The organism is Mesorhizobium sp. M0590 (assembly GCF_040320905.1).
In the GTDB taxonomy this organism is placed as follows: Bacteria; Pseudomonadota; Alphaproteobacteria; order Rhizobiales; family Rhizobiaceae; genus Mesorhizobium.
This window is the reverse complement of sequence record NZ_JAMYQN010000027.1, coordinates 40680-58020: the sequence shown is the minus strand read 5'-3', so window position 1 is coordinate 58020 and position 17341 is coordinate 40680. Positions and strand designations below refer to the sequence as shown.

At 62.1% G+C, this 17341-nt stretch carries 18 protein-coding genes; 13 read left to right on the top strand and 5 right to left on the bottom strand.

Annotated features, from left to right (window positions below; genetic code table 11):
* The first annotated feature begins 92 nt into the window (after nucleotides 1-92).
* From NKI52_RS29710 to NKI52_RS29690, 5 genes are all read left to right on the top strand, one after another.
* Nucleotides 93-914, top strand: coding sequence for an enoyl-CoA hydratase (locus NKI52_RS29710; RefSeq protein ID WP_352700526.1), 822 nt, complete (start codon nucleotides 93-95; stop codon nucleotides 912-914).
* A gap of 9 nt (nucleotides 915-923) precedes the next feature.
* Nucleotides 924-1346 (top strand): VOC family protein, encoded by a 423-nt coding sequence (locus NKI52_RS29705; protein ID WP_352700525.1) that lies wholly within the window; start codon nucleotides 924-926, stop codon nucleotides 1344-1346.
* Between the two features lie 74 nt (nucleotides 1347-1420).
* A complete protein-coding gene (locus NKI52_RS29700; RefSeq protein ID WP_352700524.1) occupies nucleotides 1421-1942 on the top strand; it encodes a CoA-binding protein in 522 nt (173 codons plus the stop codon).
* A 152-nt stretch (nucleotides 1943-2094) separates the two neighbouring features.
* Nucleotides 2095-3375 (top strand): O-acetylhomoserine aminocarboxypropyltransferase, encoded by a 1281-nt coding sequence (locus NKI52_RS29695; protein WP_352700523.1) that lies wholly within the window; start codon nucleotides 2095-2097, stop codon nucleotides 3373-3375.
* Between the two features lie 5 nt (nucleotides 3376-3380).
* Nucleotides 3381-3731, top strand: coding sequence for a cupin domain-containing protein (locus tag NKI52_RS29690; protein ID WP_352700522.1), 351 nt, complete (start codon nucleotides 3381-3383; stop codon nucleotides 3729-3731).
* 22 nt (nucleotides 3732-3753) lie between these two features.
* On the opposite strand, the gene NKI52_RS29685 is transcribed toward NKI52_RS29690, so the two are convergent.
* Nucleotides 3754-5001, bottom strand: a complete 1248-nt coding sequence (locus tag NKI52_RS29685; protein WP_352700521.1) for a cytochrome P450 — start codon at nucleotides 4999-5001, stop codon at nucleotides 3754-3756.
* 97 nt (nucleotides 5002-5098) lie between these two features.
* Here NKI52_RS29685 and NKI52_RS29680 point away from each other — a divergent pair, with 97 nt between their 5' ends.
* Nucleotides 5099-6202: an NAD(P)/FAD-dependent oxidoreductase gene (locus tag NKI52_RS29680; RefSeq protein ID WP_352700520.1), complete on the top strand. Its 1104-nt coding sequence runs from the start codon at nucleotides 5099-5101 to the stop codon at nucleotides 6200-6202.
* A 3-nt stretch (nucleotides 6203-6205) separates the two neighbouring features.
* On the opposite strand, the gene NKI52_RS29675 is transcribed toward NKI52_RS29680, so the two are convergent.
* The gene (locus tag NKI52_RS29675) at nucleotides 6206-6796 is read right to left on the bottom strand and encodes a hypothetical protein (protein WP_352700519.1); all 591 of its coding nucleotides are present in this window, start codon (nucleotides 6794-6796) and stop codon (nucleotides 6206-6208) included.
* A 347-nt stretch (nucleotides 6797-7143) separates the two neighbouring features.
* Between NKI52_RS29675 and NKI52_RS29670 the strand changes: the two genes are divergently transcribed.
* From NKI52_RS29670 to NKI52_RS29655, 4 genes are all read left to right on the top strand, one after another.
* A complete protein-coding gene (locus tag NKI52_RS29670; RefSeq protein ID WP_023674655.1) occupies nucleotides 7144-7773 on the top strand; it encodes an ATP-dependent Clp protease proteolytic subunit in 630 nt (209 codons plus the stop codon).
* Between the two features lie 304 nt (nucleotides 7774-8077).
* A complete protein-coding gene (gene clpX / locus NKI52_RS29665; RefSeq protein WP_006332719.1) occupies nucleotides 8078-9352 on the top strand; it encodes an ATP-dependent Clp protease ATP-binding subunit ClpX in 1275 nt (424 codons plus the stop codon).
* A 280-nt stretch (nucleotides 9353-9632) separates the two neighbouring features.
* On the top strand, nucleotides 9633-12044 hold the full coding sequence (gene lon / locus NKI52_RS29660) for an endopeptidase La (protein ID WP_352619243.1): 2412 nt from the start codon (nucleotides 9633-9635) through the stop codon (nucleotides 12042-12044).
* Between the two features lie 196 nt (nucleotides 12045-12240).
* On the top strand, nucleotides 12241-12513 hold the full coding sequence (locus NKI52_RS29655) for an HU family DNA-binding protein (RefSeq protein WP_023674657.1): 273 nt from the start codon (nucleotides 12241-12243) through the stop codon (nucleotides 12511-12513).
* A gap of 87 nt (nucleotides 12514-12600) precedes the next feature.
* On the opposite strand, the gene NKI52_RS29650 is transcribed toward NKI52_RS29655, so the two are convergent.
* Nucleotides 12601-13623: an aldo/keto reductase gene (locus NKI52_RS29650; RefSeq protein WP_352681562.1), complete on the bottom strand. Its 1023-nt coding sequence runs from the start codon at nucleotides 13621-13623 to the stop codon at nucleotides 12601-12603.
* On the opposite strand from NKI52_RS29650, the gene NKI52_RS29645 reads away from it, so the two are divergent.
* The 3 genes from NKI52_RS29645 to NKI52_RS29635 are packed head-to-tail and all read left to right on the top strand — an operon-like array spanning nucleotide 13614 to nucleotide 15123.
* Nucleotides 13614-13811, top strand: a complete 198-nt coding sequence (locus tag NKI52_RS29645; protein ID WP_352590603.1) for a hypothetical protein — start codon at nucleotides 13614-13616, stop codon at nucleotides 13809-13811. The two genes, NKI52_RS29650 and NKI52_RS29645, sit on opposite strands and share 10 nt — an antisense overlap.
* Complete coding sequence (locus tag NKI52_RS29640) at nucleotides 13808-14374, top strand: SIS domain-containing protein (protein ID WP_352700518.1); 567 nt, start codon at nucleotides 13808-13810, stop codon at nucleotides 14372-14374. Before NKI52_RS29645 ends, NKI52_RS29640 begins: the two co-directional genes overlap by 4 nt.
* 5 nt (nucleotides 14375-14379) lie before the next feature.
* Nucleotides 14380-15123: a creatininase family protein gene (locus NKI52_RS29635; RefSeq protein WP_352700517.1), complete on the top strand. Its 744-nt coding sequence runs from the start codon at nucleotides 14380-14382 to the stop codon at nucleotides 15121-15123.
* Between the two features lie 50 nt (nucleotides 15124-15173).
* Here NKI52_RS29635 and NKI52_RS29630 read toward each other — a convergent pair whose 3' ends face one another.
* Together NKI52_RS29630 and NKI52_RS29625 are read right to left on the bottom strand one after the other, a co-directional pair.
* Nucleotides 15174-16091, bottom strand: a complete 918-nt coding sequence (locus NKI52_RS29630; RefSeq protein ID WP_352571443.1) for a carbohydrate ABC transporter permease — start codon at nucleotides 16089-16091, stop codon at nucleotides 15174-15176.
* Nucleotides 16092-16104: 13 nt separating this feature from the next.
* Complete coding sequence (locus NKI52_RS29625; RefSeq protein ID WP_031211226.1) at nucleotides 16105-17226, bottom strand: carbohydrate ABC transporter permease; 1122 nt, start codon at nucleotides 17224-17226, stop codon at nucleotides 16105-16107.
* Nucleotides 17227-17341: the final 115 nt, after the last annotated feature.

Here is a 17341-nt window from a genome sequence, read left to right as displayed (position 1 = left end):
CTGTATGGCAGATGCGGAGGAGGGAGTTGGTCGAAGCGAGACGGCTTACTAGATTAGTCGATCACCGATCCGGAATCGCGGAGGAACGACCTATGGCCGAAATCGTTGCCATCAAACCTGCCGTTGCCGAAGGGCCCGTCGTCTCCAGGCTGGACAAGGGCGTGCTCCGTCTAACGCTGGCCAATCCGCCGGCCAACGCTCTTTCGCTTGCAGTGATGGCGGCGCTGATGGCGGAACTCGACCGCGCCAAGGCCGACAAATCCGTCCGCGTCATCGTGCTTGGGGCGGCCGGCAAAGTGTTCTGCGCCGGGCACGACCTCAAGGAGTTGAGCACGCACCGCGCAGATGCCGATCGCGGCAGGGCCTTTTTCGAAAAGACGTTTTCCGCCTGCGCCGCGCTGATGCAGGCGATCGTTCGCCATCCTAAGCCGGTGATCGCCGAAGTCGACGGCCTCGCGACGGCGGCCGGATTGCAGCTGGTCGCCAGCTGCGATCTCGCCATCGCCTCGCACGAGGCGACCTTCTGCACGCCTGGCGTCAATATCGGACTGTTCTGCTCGACGCCGATGGTGGCGCTGTCGCGCAACGTCTCGCGCAAACACGCCATGGAGATGCTTTTGACCGGCGAGACGATCGATGCGGCAACCGCCAAGGAATTCGGCTTGGTCAACCGCGTCGTGCCGCGCGAATATCTGAATCAGATTGTCACCAAATACGCGCAAACCATTGCGTCCAAATCCTCCCTGGTCGTCAAGATCGGCAAGGAAGCCTTCTACGAGCAGGCAGAAATGGGGCTCGCCGAGGCCTATGGTTACACCGGGCGCGTCATGGCCGAGAACATGCTGGCGCGCGATGCGGAAGAGGGCATCGGCGCCTTCATCGGCAAGCGCAAGCCGGAATGGCCGGAGGAATAGGAGGCGGCTATGGAACCGCGCATCTCTATCATCACCATCGCGACGGACGATCTTGACCGCGCCGTGCGCTTCTACGAGGCGATGGGCCTGAAGCGCCATGCCGGGATCACCGAGGGCGTTGCCTTCTTCCAGATGGGCGGCGCCATTCTTGGCTTGTTTCCGCGCCCAAGCGCCGAAGAGGATTCGGGCGTCAGCTTCTCGAAGGCGCCGTCGGCCGTCTACCTCGCCTACAACACCCGCTCTGACGCCGAGGTCGACGAAGTGCTTGCGGCGGCTGAGAAGGCCGGCGGCAAGATCGTCAAGCCGGCCGGGCGCGCCTTCTGGGGCGGCTGGTACGGCTATTTCGCCGATGCGGACGGGCATGTCTGGGAAGTGGCGCACAATCCGGCTTTTCCGATCGCGGAAGACGGATCGATTTCGCTGCCCGGCTGACGGCTTTCCCTGGCCCATTGCAAGCCACTGGCGCGGCTGTTGGCACCTCACTCCGAAGCGCTGTATGACGAGGCATGAACCACGACGCCTACGACAACGCCTATATCGCCGGCATCCTCAATTCGGTGAAGACCATCGCCATGGTCGGCGCGTCGGCCAATGACGTGCGGCCGAGCTATTTCGTGCTGAAATATCTGCTCGGCAAAGGGTTTTCGGTGTTCCCGATCAATCCCGGCCATGCCGGCAAGGAGATCCTCGGCCAGATGACCTATGCCAGGCTCGCCGACGTTCCAGGACCTGTCGACATGGTCGACGTGTTTCGCGCTTCCGGCGCTGTGCCGGGCATTGTCGACGAGGTGTTGCGGCTCGATCCGCTGCCGAAGGTCATCTGGATGCAGCTTGGCATACGCCATGACGAGGCGGCCGCACGCGCCGAAGCCGCCGGCATCAAGGTGGTGATGAACCGTTGCCCCAAGATCGAATATGGCAAGCTGTCCGGCGAGATCGGCTGGACCGGCGTCAATTCCGGCGTGCTGTCGTCGAAGAAGCCCCTGATGCGGCCGGGATTCCAGAGCTTCGGCGTTCGCCAGAAGTAGGTAGTGAATAGTGAATGGTGAATAGAAGGATTTTTCTGGAAGGCGGGCAAGGCGGCATATGAGCCGCTTGCAATCAGGGTGGGGCTGGCCGACTTTGCCATTCACCATTCACCATTCACCATTCACCATTCACCATTCAGGGAGGTTTTTCGATGGCCCGCACGCCCGGTTTCAACACGCTCGCCGTCCATGCCGGCGCCAAGCCGGATCCGGCGACTGGCGCGCGAGCGACGCCGATCTACCAGACGACCTCCTTCGTCTTCGACGATGCCGATCATGCCGCCTCGCTGTTCGGGCTGAAGGCGTTCGGCAACATCTACACCCGCATCATGAACCCGACCCAGGCAGTGCTGGAAGAGCGCATCGCGGCACTCGAAGGCGGCACGGCAGGCCTTGCGGTCGCCTCCGGCCATGCCGCGCAGGTGCTGGTCTTCCACAATCTGATGCAGCCGGGCGACAATTTCGTTTCAGCGACAAAGCTTTACGGCGGCTCGATCAACCAGTTCGGCCACGCCTTCAAGAATTTCGGCTGGCAGGTGCGCTGGGCCGATACCAACGAGATCTCGACCTTCGAGAGCCAGATCGACGACAGGACCAAGGCGATCTTCATCGAAAGCCTGGCCAATCCGGGCGGCGTCTTCGTCGATATCGAGAAGATCGGCGACATCGCCCGCAAGCACGGCCTGCCGCTGATCGTCGACAACACGCTGGCCTCGCCTTATCTGCTGCGGCCGATCGAGCATGGCGCCGACATCGTCGTGCATTCGCTGACCAAGTTCATCGGCGGCCACGGCAACTCGATCGGCGGCGCCATTGTCGACGGCGGCACCTTCGACTGGTCGAAATCGGGCAAATATCCGATGCTGTCGGAGCCGCGCCCCGAATATGGCGGCCTCGTCCTGCACGAGACCTTCGGCAATTTCGCCTTCGCCATCGCTGCTCGCGTGCTCGGCCTGCGCGACATCGGCGCGGCGATTTCGCCGTTCAACGCATTCCTTATCCTGACCGGTCTGGAAACCTTGCCGCTCAGGATGCAGCGCCACTGCGACAATGCGGCGGCGGTCGCCGGATGGCTTTCCAACCATCCCAAGGTCGCCTGGGTGTCCTATCCCGGCCTGCCCAGCGACAAGAACAATGCGCTGCAGAAGAAGTACTCGCCGCTTGGCGCCGGCGCGGTGTTCACTTTCGGGCTGAAGGGCGGCTATGCCGCGGGCATCAAGTTCGTCGAGGCGCTCGAGCTGTTCTCGCACCTGGCCAATGTCGGCGACACCAAGTCGCTGGTCATCCACCCAGCATCGACCACGCATCGCCAGCTTTCCGACGAGCAGAAGATCAACGCCGGGGCGGGGCCGGACACGGTCAGGCTTTCGGTCGGCATCGAGGACGTCAACGACATCGTCGCCGATCTGGAACAGGCTCTCGCCAAGGTTTGATCGCCATGACCACGCCGAAATTTCTGTCCGTCGACATCGACGCCGTCGAAGCCGAGCATGGCGCACCGGCGCTGGATCGCCTGATTTCGGGCGATCCGAAATTCCGCACCTGGAATGTCGAGGAACAGGACGGCGGCCTTTATGCCGGCATCTGGGAAGCAACGCCCGGCAAATGGCGCATCGAATATGACGAGTGGGAGTTCTGCCACATTCTGTCAGGGGTTTCGGTGATCGCCGAAGACGGCGGCGATGCGCGCACCGTCAGGGCAGGCGACAGTTTCGTGCTGAGGCCGGGCTTTAAGGGCAGCTGGGAAGTGCTTGAAACGACTCGCAAGGAGTATGTGATCAAGCTTTGATCACCCCTGCCGGACCGAATGCTCAGAAGTGTACGGCGAGCGTTTCCAGGCCGTGGAAATGATAGGTGTCGCGGAAGCGCGGCTGTTCGGCAAGATGCAGCTGCGGTAGCCGGTCGAACAAGGTTTTCAGCGACACCTGCAGTTCGAGCCGGGCGAGCGGCGCGCCGATGCAGAAATGGATGCCGGCGCCGAACGATACGTTCTTCTGGTCGGCACGGTCCGGCCTGAAGGCGAGGGGCTCGGCAAACGCAGTAGGGTCGCGATTGGCCATGCCGAGCAACAGCCCGATCGTCTCGCCCGGCTGGACGATGATCCCCGGCCCGGCCTCGACCTCCTGATAGGCGTAGCGCGTGAACATGTGCAGCGGCGCGTCGAAGCGCAGGCACTCTTCGACCGTCGCGGCTGTTGCTTCCGGTGAGGCGAAGAAGCGGCGCGGGTCGCCGCCTTGCGCAAGGATCGAGCGCACCGCATTGCCGGTCTGGTGGACAGTTGCTTCATGGCCGGCATTGAGCAAAAGAATGGCCGAGGATACCAGCTCGTCCTCCGACAGTTTCTGGCCGTCCTCCTGTGCCGCAATCAGCAGCGACAGAAGATCCTCGCCCGGCCTCTTTCGCCGCTCGGCGACGTAGCCGCGCAGAAAATCGGAAAAGTCGCGCGCGGCGCGATTGGCCGTGTCCTCCGTCTCGCGGGTGCGGCCATGCATGTACATGGCGACGATCCGATGCGACCAGTCGAGCAGCTGCGGCCCCATGTCGACCGGCACGCCGAGCATCTCGGCAATGATGGTGATCGGCAAGGGAGCGGCGAAAGCCGGCAGCAGGTCGACTCTTCCTGGTTCGAAACGGTCGATCAGCTCGTTGGCCAGCGCTTCGACACGCGGCCTGAGCCGCTCGACCTGGCGCGAGACGAAGGCGCGGTTGACCAGCGTTCTGAGCCGTGTGTGGACGGGCGGCTCCAGCTCCAGCATCGAATTGGCCTCGACACCGTCGAAGGCGCTGAGATGCGTGCGGTCCTGGCCGATGCCCCGGCTGTCCGGAATGCCGGCCGGGTTCTGCCGGCCGAAGCGGCGATCGCGCAACAGACGGTTGACGTCGTCGAAGCCGCCAAAGCACCAGAAACCAAATTCTTCCCAGACGAAGGCGTTCGATGCGCCATGCAGGAAGGCGTAGGCTTCGTATGGGTCCTGGAAAAAAGCCGGTTCGTGCGGATCGAGCCGCAGGCGGCGGGAGGCTGGATCAAAGGCAAGATAGGGCGGCTTCAATTCGGTCATGCCAGATCATTAGCGCGGCTTGCCAGTCTGGTGCCAGACCGTATGTTGGCCCTCCCGTGAGGTGAGCCGCCGAAGCGGTTGCGGAAGGACGGTTTTCATGAATGTGATCGTGGTCGGTGCGGGCATTGCCGGGCTTTCGACGGCGTGGTCGCTGGCCAAGGCCGGTCACCTCGTCTCGATCGTCGAGCAGGGACCGATCCCCAATCCGCTTGCCGCGTCGGGCGACCATCATCGCATTATCCGCCGCGCCTACCGGGCCGGAACGGGCTACGGCCGGCTGATCACCGAAGCCTACGAGGCATGGGATGAGATGTGGGCCGATCTCGGCGAAAGCCATCTCGATCCGCGCGGCTTCATCTGTATTTCGCGCCAGCCGGGAGATGAGGCGGAGGAATACCGCGAAGGCATGGAAGCCGGGAACTACCCGTTCGAATTGTTCGAGCCGGATGCCGCTGTCGAACGCTGGCCGTTCCTAGAACCTGGTTCATTCCGCTATGCGTATTTTTCGCCGGACGGCGGCGCGCTGCACTGCCGCGAGATCGCTGCCGGCCTCGCCAGGTGGCTGCGCGCGAACGGCGCCAATGTCTACGAAAACAGCAAGGTGGTCGAGATCGATGCCGAGGCCGGGCATGTCGTGCTGGCGGGCGGCGAAACGATGCAGGCCGACCGGATCGTCGTCGCTGCCGGCGCCTGGGTGCTAAAACTGTTCCCGGAGCTGGATGGCGAGCTGAAAACCTGGCGCACCGCGCTCGCCTATGTCGAACCGCCGACGGACCTGAAAGCGGTCTGGCAGGCAGCACCGGTCGTCCTCAACATCGGCGGCACTGTCGACGGCTACGCCATCCCGCCCTCGGGCGGGGCCGGCATGAAATTCGGCTCCGGCCTGCACAGGGTGCCGACCAGCGATGCCGACTGGAACCGTCAGCCGGTGCCGGGCGAAGGCGAGGCGATCCGCAACCTGTTTTCGCCGCCGATTGCCCGTATCGAGGAGTACAAGGTCACCGAAGTGGTCACCTGCGCCTACACCTTCACCGCCGACGAGAAATTCCTGGCTCACCAGAAAGGCAGATGCCTGGTCGTCTCGGCCTGCTCCGGCCACGGCTACAAGTTCGGCGCGGCAGTCGGCAGAAGGGTTGCGGCCTGCGTCGGCAACGGCGATGTCGACGGCCTGAAGAAATGGCTCAGGGCGGAGGTGGCCTGAGCGCTAATACTGGCAATGCCTCGGAATATGCGCGCGGCGCCAGCTGGATGAGCCCTCCCTGACCACCACGCGGCGGGCCACTGTCTGATAAGACGCCGGAATGTCGATGATGCGCCGTTGCTCCGGCCGCACCAGCACTTCTTCGGCGACGTCCTCGTACTCGGCGGGGAGGACAACGCGCCGCCGGCGTTCCGGCTCAAGCACGACGATTTCGGCCACGCGTTCATAGCGCGCCCTGTGCCTGACCTTGCACAGCACCTTGCGGCCATCGATGATGCGCCATTCCCAGGAATAGCCGCCGTCATCGACCCTCACGGTGCGGTAGATAGTGCGGGTGATGGCGGGCACGATCTCGTAGCTGACGCGCGCCGGTGCGATCTGCACCACGCGCTCGCGCGTCCCGTAGATTGGCGCCTCGTATTCCACCTGCTGGCCGGCTGGGCTGACGAGCACGTCCTCGTAGACGGTGTCGTAGACGGCCGGCCGATTGACCTGCTCATAGCATTCGACCGCGCGTCCGCCGGCCGCCGTTTCGGACGCCATGCCGAATACGGCGATGCTGGTAAGGGCCAAGGATGCAACTTTCTTGATCATCGCACTCCCCCTGTTTGAACTGCGTGAAGCGAGTTCAACGTTGAATTGTAGGGTAAGCCGTGGCCGGAAAAAGCGGTTTCACCACTTTTCGTTAAGCGATGCGGTTAAGAAACTGCTAAACAACGGCCAAGCATGAGCGCCCCTTCCCACGGCAGAAGAGGGGCTGCCGGCACGGCGACAGGCGAAACTGGTTTGGAAACCTTGATTCGACTTAACCGGATGGCTAGGAGAGGCGGCCTTGCGCTAGGGTGAGCCGGCATCCTATTTACACAATAACGATCCAGAACCGATTCTGCCCGATTGCAAATCTCCGGCGCCGGAATCCCATCCTCAAAAAGGGATAGTCCATGAAGAACCCCGTCGAAACCTACATGAACCTCGTTCCGATGGTGGTCGAACAGACCAATCGCGGCGAGCGGGCCTACGACATTTTCTCGCGGCTCCTCAAGGAGCGCATCATTTTCATCACCGGCCCGGTCGAGGATGGCATGGCGACGCTGGTCTGCGCGCAGCTGCTGTTCCTCGAGGCGGAGAATCCGAAGAAGGAAATCAACCTCTATATCAACTCGCCCGGCGGCGTCGTCACCTCCGGCATGGCGATCTATGACACGATGCAGTTCATCAAGCCTGCCGTGTCGACGCTCTGCATCGGTCAGGCCGCCTCGATGGGCTCGCTGCTCTTGACGGCGGGCCACAAGGACATGCGCTTCGCCACGCCGAACGCCCGCATCATGGTCCACCAGCCTTCCGGCGGCTTCCAGGGCCAGGCTTCCGACATCGAGCGTCATGCCCAGGACATCATCAAGCTGAAGCGCCGCCTCAACGAGGTTTACGTCAAGCACACCGGCAAGAGCTACGATGAGATTGAAAAAACGCTCGACCGTGACCATTTCATGACTGCCGACGAGGCCAGGGATTTCGGCCTCATCGACAAGGTCATTTCGTCACGTGAGCCGGTCGAAGGTATTGCCTTATAGGCCCGCGGTGGCCCCGCGGTGGCAATGAGTGGCGGGATCACGCGCTTTTGGCGCAGCTTGCGGCATTTCGGCCACAATTGGCTGTTCCCTCGACGGGTGCAATTGCCTACGTTAAGGCTATGTTGATTTTGGACGGCTTAGCTTTGCGTGGGGTTGTTCGAATCATTGCCCCGTTTTCCGATTTGTGTTTCGTACGGAATGCGTTGCGGGAGCCGGGGCACTGGCGGCAGCGGATTCCCGCGATAGATTGAATATGCGCCCTTTCAACCAGACCATCGGCGGGCGGCCATGAAAGGACAGGAAAATGAGCAAGGTCGGCAACAACAGCGGTGATTCCAAGAACACGCTTTATTGCTCGTTTTGCGGCAAAAGCCAGCACGAAGTGCGCAAGCTGATCGCCGGGCCGACGGTGTTCATCTGCGACGAATGCGTCGAACTGTGCATGGACATCATCCGCGAGGAGAACAAGACCTCGATGGTGAAGTCGCGCGAGGGCGTGCCGACCCCGCAGGAAATCCTCAAGGTTCTCGACGACTACGTCATCGGCCAGCCCTACGCCAAGCGCGTGCTGTCGGTGGCCGTCCACAACCACTACAAGCGCCTCGCCCATGCCGGCAAGAACAACGACGTCGAACTGGCGAAGTCTAACATCCTGCTGATCGGCCCGACCGGCTGCGGCAAGACGTTGCTGGCGCAGACGCTGGCCCGCATCATCGACGTCCCCTTCACCATGGCCGACGCGACGACGCTGACCGAGGCCGGCTATGTCGGCGAGGACGTCGAGAACATCATCCTGAAGCTGTTGCAGTCGGCCGACTACAATGTCGAGCGCGCCCAGCGCGGCATCGTCTATATCGACGAGATCGACAAGATCTCGCGCAAGTCGGACAACCCCTCGATCACCCGCGACGTCTCGGGTGAGGGCGTGCAGCAGGCACTTTTGAAGATCATGGAAGGCACTGTCGCCTCCGTGCCGCCGCAGGGCGGCAGGAAGCATCCGCAGCAGGAATTCCTGCAGGTCGACACCGCCAACATCCTGTTCATCTGCGGTGGCGCTTTCGCCGGCCTGGACAAGATCATCTCGGATCGCGGCAGGAAGACCTCGATCGGTTTCGGCGCCATCGTCGCTTCGCCCGAGGATCGCCGCACCGGCGATGTTTTCCGCCTGGTCGAGCCTGAGGATCTGTTGAAGTTCGGCCTCATTCCCGAGTTCGTCGGCCGTCTGCCTGTCCTGGCGACGCTGGAGGATCTCGACGAGCCGGCACTGATCCAGATCCTGACCGAGCCGAAGAACGCGCTGGTCAAGCAGTATCAGCGGCTGTTCGAGATGGAGAATGTCGACCTGACCTTCCACGAGAACGCGCTCTCGGCGATCGCCAAGCGCGCCATCGAGCGCAAGACCGGCGCGCGCGGCCTGCGTTCGATCATGGAAGCGATCCTGCTCGACACCATGTTCGAGCTGCCAGCGCTGGAAGGCGTGCGCGAAGTGGTTATTTCGGAAGAGGTGGTGTCAGGCAACGCCCGGCCGCTCTACATCTATTCCGAGCAGAAGGAAAAGAAGGGCAACGTCAGCGCCTGACGTGAGCCGGCAGTGGATTTTTCCGAAACGGCGCCGCAGGGCGCCGTTTTGCTGTCGCACACCGCGTGTGGCGCCGCGTAATGGCTGCGGATTGGAGGGACGGACCGTGTTGACCCTTGATCTTTACCCGCCGTGCCTCCAACTAAAGGCAGAAGGCCGTGGTGCCGAATTCTGTGCTGTAAAACTCCCGTCACAAACGGTGGTAGGCGGAACGATCCCCGGTCGTTAATATGAGATTCGCGGTTGGCCGATTGGCGGCCGCGACATGAAAGGTTGGACAATGGCCAAATTATCCAAGGCTCCCAGCGACGGCGTCTTCGCAGTCCTCCCACTGCGCGACATCGTGGTGTTCCCGCACATGATCGTTCCGCTCTTCGTCGGGCGTGAAAAGTCGATCAAGGCGCTGGAAGAAGTGATGGGTCAGGAAAAGCAGATCCTGCTTGCGACCCAGATGAATGCCGCCGACGACGATCCGGAGCCCGATGCCATCTTTGACATCGGCACGCTCGCCAATGTGCTGCAATTGCTGAAACTGCCGGACGGCACCGTGAAGGTGCTGGTCGAAGGTGCCTCGCGCGCGAAAATCGTCGCGTTCACCGACCGTCCCGATTTCCATGAAGCCCGTGCTGCGGCGCTGGTCGAACCGGATGAGGAAGAGGTCGAGGTCGAGGCGCTGGCCCGTTCCGTCGTCACCGACTTCGAGAACTACGTCAAGCTGAACAAGAAGATCTCGCCCGAAGTGGTGGGTGCCGCCAGCCAGATCGACGACTATTCCAAGCTCGCCGACACGGTCGCTTCGCATCTTGCCATCAAGATCCCCGAGAAGCAGGAGATGCTCGCCACGCTGTCCGTCAAGGAACGGCTGGAAAAGGCGATGGGCTTCATGGAAGCCGAAATCTCGGTGCTGCAGGTCGAGAAGCGCATCCGCTCGCGCGTCAAGCGCCAGATGGAGAAGACGCAGCGCGAATACTACCTCAACGAGCAGATGAAGGCGATCCAGAAGGAGCTCGGCGAGGGCGAGGACGGCCGCGACGAGGCCGCCGAGATCGAGGCGCGCATCAAGAAGACCAAGCTTTCCAAGGAGGCCCGCGAAAAGGCGGAAGCCGAACTGAAGAAGCTGCGGACGATGTCGCCGATGTCGGCTGAATCGACCGTCGTGCGCAACTATCTCGATTGGCTGCTGTCGATCCCGTGGGGCAGGAACTCCAAGGTCAAGCAGGATCTGGCCTTTGCCCAGAACGTGCTCGATACCGACCATTTCGGCCTCGACAAGGTCAAAGACCGCATCGTCGAATACCTCGCCGTGCAGAGCCGTCAGAAGAAGCTGAAGGGGCCGATCCTGTGCCTCGTCGGACCTCCCGGCGTCGGCAAGACCTCGCTCGGCAAGTCGATCGCCAAGGCGACCGGCCGTGAGTTCATCCGCATGGCGCTGGGCGGCGTGCGCGACGAGGCCGAAATCCGCGGTCACCGCCGCACCTATATCGGCTCGATGCCCGGCAAGGTCATCCAGTCGATGAAGAAGGCGAAGAAATCCAACCCGCTCTTCCTGCTCGACGAGATCGACAAGATGGGCCAGGATTTCCGCGGCGATCCGTCATCGGCTTTGCTCGAGGTGCTCGATCCCGAGCAGAACTCGACGTTCATGGACCATTACCTCGAGGTCGAATACGACCTGTCGAGCGTGATGTTCGTGACGACGGCGAACACGCTGAACATCCCTGCGCCCTTGATGGACCGCATGGAGATCATCCGTATCGCCGGTTACACCGAGGACGAGAAGATCGAAATCGCCAAGCGTCACCTGATGCCCAAGGTGATCCGCGACCACGCGTTGCAGCCGAAGGAATTCTCCGTCGGCGAGGACGCGATCCGCGGCATCATCCAGACCTACACCCGTGAAGCGGGCGTCAGGAGCCTGGAGCGCGAGCTGATGAAACTCGGGCGCAAGGCGGTGACCGAGATCCTGAAGACGAAGAAGAAGACGATCAACATCACGGCGGACAATCTTGCCGATTATCTTGGTGTTCCGCGCTTCCGCTTCGGCCAGGTCGAGAGCGACGATCAGGTCGGCGTGGTCACCGGGCTCGCCTGGACGGAAGTCGGCGGCGAGCTGTTGACGGTGGAAGGTGTCATGATGCCCGGCAAGGGCCGCATGACAGTGACCGGCAATCTGCGCGACGTTATGAAGGAATCGATTTCGGCGGCGGCGTCCTATGTCCGCTCGCGGGCCATCGATTTCGGCGTCGAGCCGCCGCTGTTCGACAAGCGCGATATCCACGTCCACGTGCCGGAAGGCGCAACGCCCAAGGACGGACCGTCGGCTGGCGTGGCGATGGCGACGGCGATCGTCTCGGTGCTGACCGGAATCCCGGTCAAGGCCGATGTGGCGATGACCGGCGAGATCACGCTGCGCGGCAGGGTGCTGCCGATCGGCGGCCTCAAGGAGAAGCTGCTTGCCGCACTTCGCGGCGGCATCAAGAAGGTACTGATCCCGGAAGAGAACGCCAAGGATCTGGCGGAGATTCCGGAGAACGTGAAGAGCGGCATGGAGATCATTCCGGTCTCACGGGTTGGCGAAGTGTTGCGCCATGCGCTGGTGCGCATGCCGGAACCGATCCAGTGGGTTGAACCCGTCAATGCGCCGGCCGTGGTCGATGTCGGGGACGAAGCTGGTAAATCGCTGGCGCATTAGCTCTTGCTAAAGTTGCAATGCACAAAGAGAGAGCCGGGCCTTGAGCCCGGCTTTTTCATGTGAAGAACCCCGGATTTCCGGGCTTTTTTCAACTTTCGTGGCGCTTTTCGACTTGGTTGCCGGAGCGCTTCTTTCTAAAGTCCGTTTCCTGCCGGATGAGTCGAGTGTTCCGGTTTTCTCATGGAAGGGAATTTTTATGAACAAGAACGAACTGGTGTCCGCTGTCGCCGATGCCGCGAGTATTTCGAAGGGTGACGCGCAGTCGGCGGTTGATGCGGTGTTTTCCGTCATCACCGGCGAACTGAAAAAGGGCGGCGATGTCCGGCTTGTCGGCTTCGGAAATTTCACCGTGTCACAACGCGCCGCGTCGACCGGCCGCAATCCGCAGACCGGTGCGGAAGTGAAGATCCCGGCGCGCACCGTGCCGAAGTTCTCGGCCGGCAAGGGCCTCAAGGACGCGGTCAACTAAGCGCTTCCTTAAGTCTTTCAGAGAAAAGAAAAGCCGGTATATCCGGTTTTTCTTTTCTGTGCCCGCAACGTCGTTGGAAAGGCGGCACTATGCCGTCGGCGCATCCGCGCGCATCAAGCCTTCTGTCTTGAGATCGGCCCACAGCGCCGATGGCGGTTTCGCGTCGAGCAGCGAGCGATTGCTTTCGACTTCGCCCGGCCGCTGGCCGCCGGGGATTACCGAGACGACGGAAGGATGCAGCAGCGGGAACTGCAGCGCCGCCTCGATCAGGCGCACGCCGTGGCGCTTGCAGACGGCCTCGATGCGGGTGACGCGGTCGATGATGTCCTGCGGCGCCTCCGAATAGTTGTAGTAGGCGCCGGGCTTCGGCCCGGTTGCCAGGATGCCGGAATTGTACGGCCCGCCGAGAACGATGCCGATGCCGCGTTGCTGGCATAGCGGCAGGAAAGACTGCAGCGCTTCCTGCTCCAGCAGCGTGTAACGCCCGGCAAGCAGGAACAGATCGAAATCGCCGCGCTCGGCCAGCGTCTGGGCAACCTGCCACTCGTTTATGCCGCCGCCGAACGCCTTGATCACGCCCTGGTCGCGCAATGCCAGCAATCCGTAGTAGCCGGAGCTCATGAATTCCTGAATGCGCTGGTCCGAGGCTTCCTTGCTGCCATGGGTGAAGATGTCGACATCATGCACGAAGAGGATGTCGATGCGGTCAACGCCGAGCCGTTCCAGCGAGGCTTCGAAGGAGCGCATGACGCCGTCATAGCTGTAATCGTAGACCTCGCGGCGCGATGGGGTGTCGAAGAATTTGCCGATGCCGGTGCGCTGTTCCGGCGGGCAGGCGCGCATGATGCGCCCGACTTTGCTGGACAGCACGTAGTCGTCACGCTTCTTCGAACGCAGGAACGGATTGAGCCGCGTTTCGGCAAGGCCCAGCCCATAGAGCGGCGCGGTGTCGTAGTAGCGGCAGCCGACCCGCCATGCCGCCTCCAGCGTAGCATTGGCATCCTCATCGGATACGGCGCGATAAAGATTGCCGAGCGGCGCAGTGCCGAAGCCGAGCTCGGTGAAGGTGATGCCGCCATTGCCGATGCGGTCGAAATGCCGTGTCTTCATATGCTGCCGTTTCCTCATTTGCGATTTGCCGTGACACTATCACGGCTGTGGCGCATCAAAAGCACTGCGTGTCGTTGGACACCGATTTTCGCGGTGATAGCATGAGTGAAAACAAGCTGTTCGGGGCAGATGTGACTGAGATATTCAAATGGTTCTCCGGCACCGGCAAGCTGGTGCAAATGTCATGACGGACGCCGGCGAAAACCTTTTTGGGATTGCGCTGAGCGAGCTTGGCACCGTGCTGGAGCGTATCGACGCAAGCCGCATCGACGCGGCTTGCGCCATCCTGGCTGGCGCGAAAAAGATCGTCACCTATGGCTGCGGCCGCGAGGCGCTGCAGGTCCAGGGTTTTGCCATGCGGCTCTACCATCTCGGTCTGCCGGTGTCGGTCGTCGGCGACATGAGCACGCCGCCGCTGGGCGAGGGCGATGTCTTCCTCGCCAGTTCCGGCCCGGGTGAGACGTCGACGGTGCTGACCTTGATGCAGGTCGCGCGCGAGGCCGGTGCCACAGTCCTGCTGCTCACCGCACAAGCCGACAGCACTGCCGCGAAGCTGGCCGATTTCACACTGCTTATCCCGGCTCAGACCATGGCCGACGACCAGGGCCCTGAAAAGACATCCGTCCTGCCGATGGGCTCGGTTTTCGAAGGCGCGCTGTTCGTCCTCTTCGAAGTGATGGTGCTGAAGCTCAGGGATCTGACCGGCGTCTCGCCGGAAGCGATGCGCGCCCGCCACACCAATATGGAGTAGGTGTCATGCGCTACGAATTGATGCTGCCGCACCAGATCCGCAAGGCGATCGCCGAGAACCGGCCGGTCGTGTTGCCGCTCGGTGTGCTCGAATATCACGGCGAGCACATGGCCGTCGGAATGGACACGCTGGCGGTGGTCAAGAGCCTGGAACTGTTCGAAAAAGAAGCCGAGATCGTCATTCTGCCGCCCTTCCATTACGGCGCGGCGAGCTATGCTGTTGCAGCACCGGAGGGCAGTGGTTCGCTGCAGGTCGGCGGCAATGTGCTGGCGCCATTTGCGGAAGAACTGTTCTACAGCCTGCTGCGCATCGGCTTCCGCAACATCCACGCCGTCATTCACCACCAGACCGAAAATTTTGCCGCCGGCATGCCGACCGATCTCGCCTTCAAGGCCGCCGGCCGGCAGGCGATCTTCCGCTTCCTGGAGAAAGAACGTGGCGAAGGCTGGTGGGGCTCTCCGGCTATGGCCGACTATTATGCCGAGCACGCCGAGGGCAGCAATTTCTTCAACTGGGTGCGGGTGCATCCACTGATGCCGGCTTCAATGCACAGCCGGTACCCGTTCGACCATGCCGGCACCGGCGAGACGTCACTGATGCTGGCGCTGTGCCCGGAAGCGGTGGATGCCGGCCGCTTCGCCGACAACACCGGCTGGTACACGGCAAGTGCGCCCGAAGCCTCGGCGGAATTGGGGCAAAAAGGGGTTGCCATGATCCTCGAGCATTTGCGGGCAACACTTTCGGGTTAGCGCACTTTTCCCTTCTCCCACAACAAGGGGAGAAGGGAGAACCGGCGCAGTTATTTCACCGCGCCCGCTGTCATGCCCATGATCAGGTAACGCTCGAGCGCGATGCCGATGACGGCGAGCGGTGTGATGGCGGCGGTGGCAAGCGCTGCCATCGACCACCAGTTGATGCCTTGTGAGCCGGTCTGGCTGGCCACCATGACAGGAATGGTCTTTGCGTCGGTCGAGGTCAAAAGCGCGGCGAAGAAATACTCGTTCCAGCACAGCACCATCGCCAGGATGAAGGCGGCGACCATGCCCGGCAGCGCGATCGGCATGACGATGCGCAAGAAGGCGCCCCAGATCGACAGGCCGTCGACGAGTGCTGCCTCCTCCAGCTCCACCGGAATGGAGTTGAACTGGTCGCGCATGATCCAGATGACGATCGGCAGCACCATCAGCGTGTAGAGCAGGATCAGCCCGACGCGCGTGTCGAGCAGGCCGACCTCCCGGTAAAGCACGAGGAAGGGCAGGGCCAAAACCACCGGCGGCAGGATCAGCTGTGACAGGAAGAAGAAGGAAATATCCTCGTTCCTGAACCAGGCGAACTTGTAACGATAGCGGGTCAGCCCGTAGGCGGCGAGGCTGCCGATGACGATGGCGAGGCTCGACGCACCGACCGAAGTGATGACCGAATTCATGAAGCGCTTGATAAACTCGTCGCGAACCGTCGACGTCCGAAAGATCGAGTCCGGCGACAGACCGAGCGAACGCCAGCCCTTCCAGTCGGGTTTGAAATCGAGAAACGGGATCAGATGGCCCTGGGTGACGTCGACCGCGGTCTTGAACGAAGTGGTTATCGTCCAATAGATCGGGAACAGGCAGATGAAAGCCCAGAAGATGAGCGCGCCATAGATGAAGACGCGGTTGGCGACGAAGCTCGCCGGCGAGCGGATTTCGGAAGCGGCATAGTCGGTGGTCTGAACGCTCATCTTGCCAGCCCGATCAGTTGACGTTGCGCACGAAGCGGCTGGCGAATTTCAGCAGCCAGGTCACGAACACGATGATGATGATCAAATAGGCCATCGCCAGCATCGTGCCGTAGCCGACGTTCGAGCGGTCGCGATATTCGCGGTAGATGAAACTGGACACCGAATCGGTCGCGCCGCCGGGGCCGCCGGAGGTGACGGTGATGATGATATCGGCGAGCTTCAGCTTGAAGATGATGCGCAGGATGACCGCCGTCACCGACACCGGCAGCATCAGCGGGAAGGTGACCTGCCAGAAGGTCTGCCAGGCAGTGGCGCCATCGACACGCGCTGCCTCGAGCACCTCGCGCGACATCGCCTGCAGGCCGGCGAGCAGCATGATCATCATGAACGGGATGAACGTCCACGCGTCGAGCACCATGATCGAGATGCGGGCGGTGATCGGGTTGGAGAAGAAGGCGGGGTTTTCCCAGCCGAGATGCCGCGCTAGTGTCGCGGCCGGCCCGAAGCGGTATTCCATCAGCGACTTGCCGATCATCCACGACACCGCCACCGGCGACAGCATCAGCGGCATGAGAAACACGACGCGGAAGAATTTTCGCGCCCGGATCTGCGCGTTGAGCAGCAGCGCCAGGCCGAAGGCGATGACATATTCGACGAACACCGCCAGCACGTAGAGCACCATGTTGAACAGCGCGTTGCGATAATAGGCGTCGTTCAGCATCTGCCAGAAATTGTCGAGCCCGTTGAACTGCCGTCCGCTGAAGGAACTGAGGTTCCAGTCGGTCAGCGCGATATAGAAGCCGAACAGCGTCGGGAAGATCACCATGGCAATGGTAAACAGCAGCGCCGGCAGCAGGAACAGCGCGCGCTGGCCGTCCTCGCCGCGCGTCAGTACCTGGCCGATGCCGAGCGCGACACCCCACAGCACGTAGGCGTAGACCACCGGCCGCCAGGTCTCGAAGCCGATAGTGTCGACCTCGCTCTTGTAGAGGATTTGCAGTGCGATCACCGCCAGAAGGCCGAGCGTCGCAGCAGCCATCAGAGCCCAGCCAAGCCGTTTGCGGCTCCGCGGTATCAGGTCGGATGGCACGGCGCCTGCCGGCCATTCACTTGTCGACAAAGTCTGGTCAGCCAGGGTCCGGTCAGCCACGCGTTCTTGCCCGTTCACAGGAGGCTCGATGACCGGCCGAGCCGGTCGAGGCCAAGTCGGTCAAGGTGAGGTCCGGCGGCTGTGCGCCGCCGAACCAGTT

What these genes read in the sequence shown, in the direction of transcription:
- lon (WP_352619243.1), top strand. Translation starts at nt 9,633, where the DNA reads ATGGCCAAATTATCCAAGGCTCCCAGCGACGGCGTCTTCGCAGTCCTC.
- NKI52_RS29690 (WP_352700522.1), top strand. Translation starts at nt 3,381, where the DNA reads ATGACCACGCCGAAATTTCTGTCCGTCGACATCGACGCCGTCGAAGCC.
- NKI52_RS29655 (WP_023674657.1), top strand. Translation starts at nt 12,241, where the DNA reads ATGAACAAGAACGAACTGGTGTCCGCTGTCGCCGATGCCGCGAGTATT.
- NKI52_RS29635 (WP_352700517.1), top strand. Translation starts at nt 14,380, where the DNA reads ATGCGCTACGAATTGATGCTGCCGCACCAGATCCGCAAGGCGATCGCC.
- NKI52_RS29630 (WP_352571443.1), bottom strand. Translation starts at nt 16,091, where the DNA reads ATGAGCGTTCAGACCACCGACTATGCCGCTTCCGAAATCCGCTCGCCG.
- NKI52_RS29640 (WP_352700518.1), top strand. Translation starts at nt 13,808, where the DNA reads ATGACGGACGCCGGCGAAAACCTTTTTGGGATTGCGCTGAGCGAGCTT.
- NKI52_RS29695 (WP_352700523.1), top strand. Translation starts at nt 2,095, where the DNA reads ATGGCCCGCACGCCCGGTTTCAACACGCTCGCCGTCCATGCCGGCGCC.
- NKI52_RS29705 (WP_352700525.1), top strand. Translation starts at nt 924, where the DNA reads ATGGAACCGCGCATCTCTATCATCACCATCGCGACGGACGATCTTGAC.
- NKI52_RS29710 (WP_352700526.1), top strand. Translation starts at nt 93, where the DNA reads ATGGCCGAAATCGTTGCCATCAAACCTGCCGTTGCCGAAGGGCCCGTC.
- NKI52_RS29680 (WP_352700520.1), top strand. Translation starts at nt 5,099, where the DNA reads ATGAATGTGATCGTGGTCGGTGCGGGCATTGCCGGGCTTTCGACGGCG.
- NKI52_RS29650 (WP_352681562.1), bottom strand. Translation starts at nt 13,623, where the DNA reads ATGAAGACACGGCATTTCGACCGCATCGGCAATGGCGGCATCACCTTC.
- clpX (WP_006332719.1), top strand. Translation starts at nt 8,078, where the DNA reads ATGAGCAAGGTCGGCAACAACAGCGGTGATTCCAAGAACACGCTTTAT.
- NKI52_RS29670 (WP_023674655.1), top strand. Translation starts at nt 7,144, where the DNA reads ATGAAGAACCCCGTCGAAACCTACATGAACCTCGTTCCGATGGTGGTC.
- NKI52_RS29700 (WP_352700524.1), top strand. Translation starts at nt 1,421, where the DNA reads ATGAACCACGACGCCTACGACAACGCCTATATCGCCGGCATCCTCAAT.
- NKI52_RS29675 (WP_352700519.1), bottom strand. Translation starts at nt 6,796, where the DNA reads ATGATCAAGAAAGTTGCATCCTTGGCCCTTACCAGCATCGCCGTATTC.
- NKI52_RS29685 (WP_352700521.1), bottom strand. Translation starts at nt 5,001, where the DNA reads ATGACCGAATTGAAGCCGCCCTATCTTGCCTTTGATCCAGCCTCCCGC.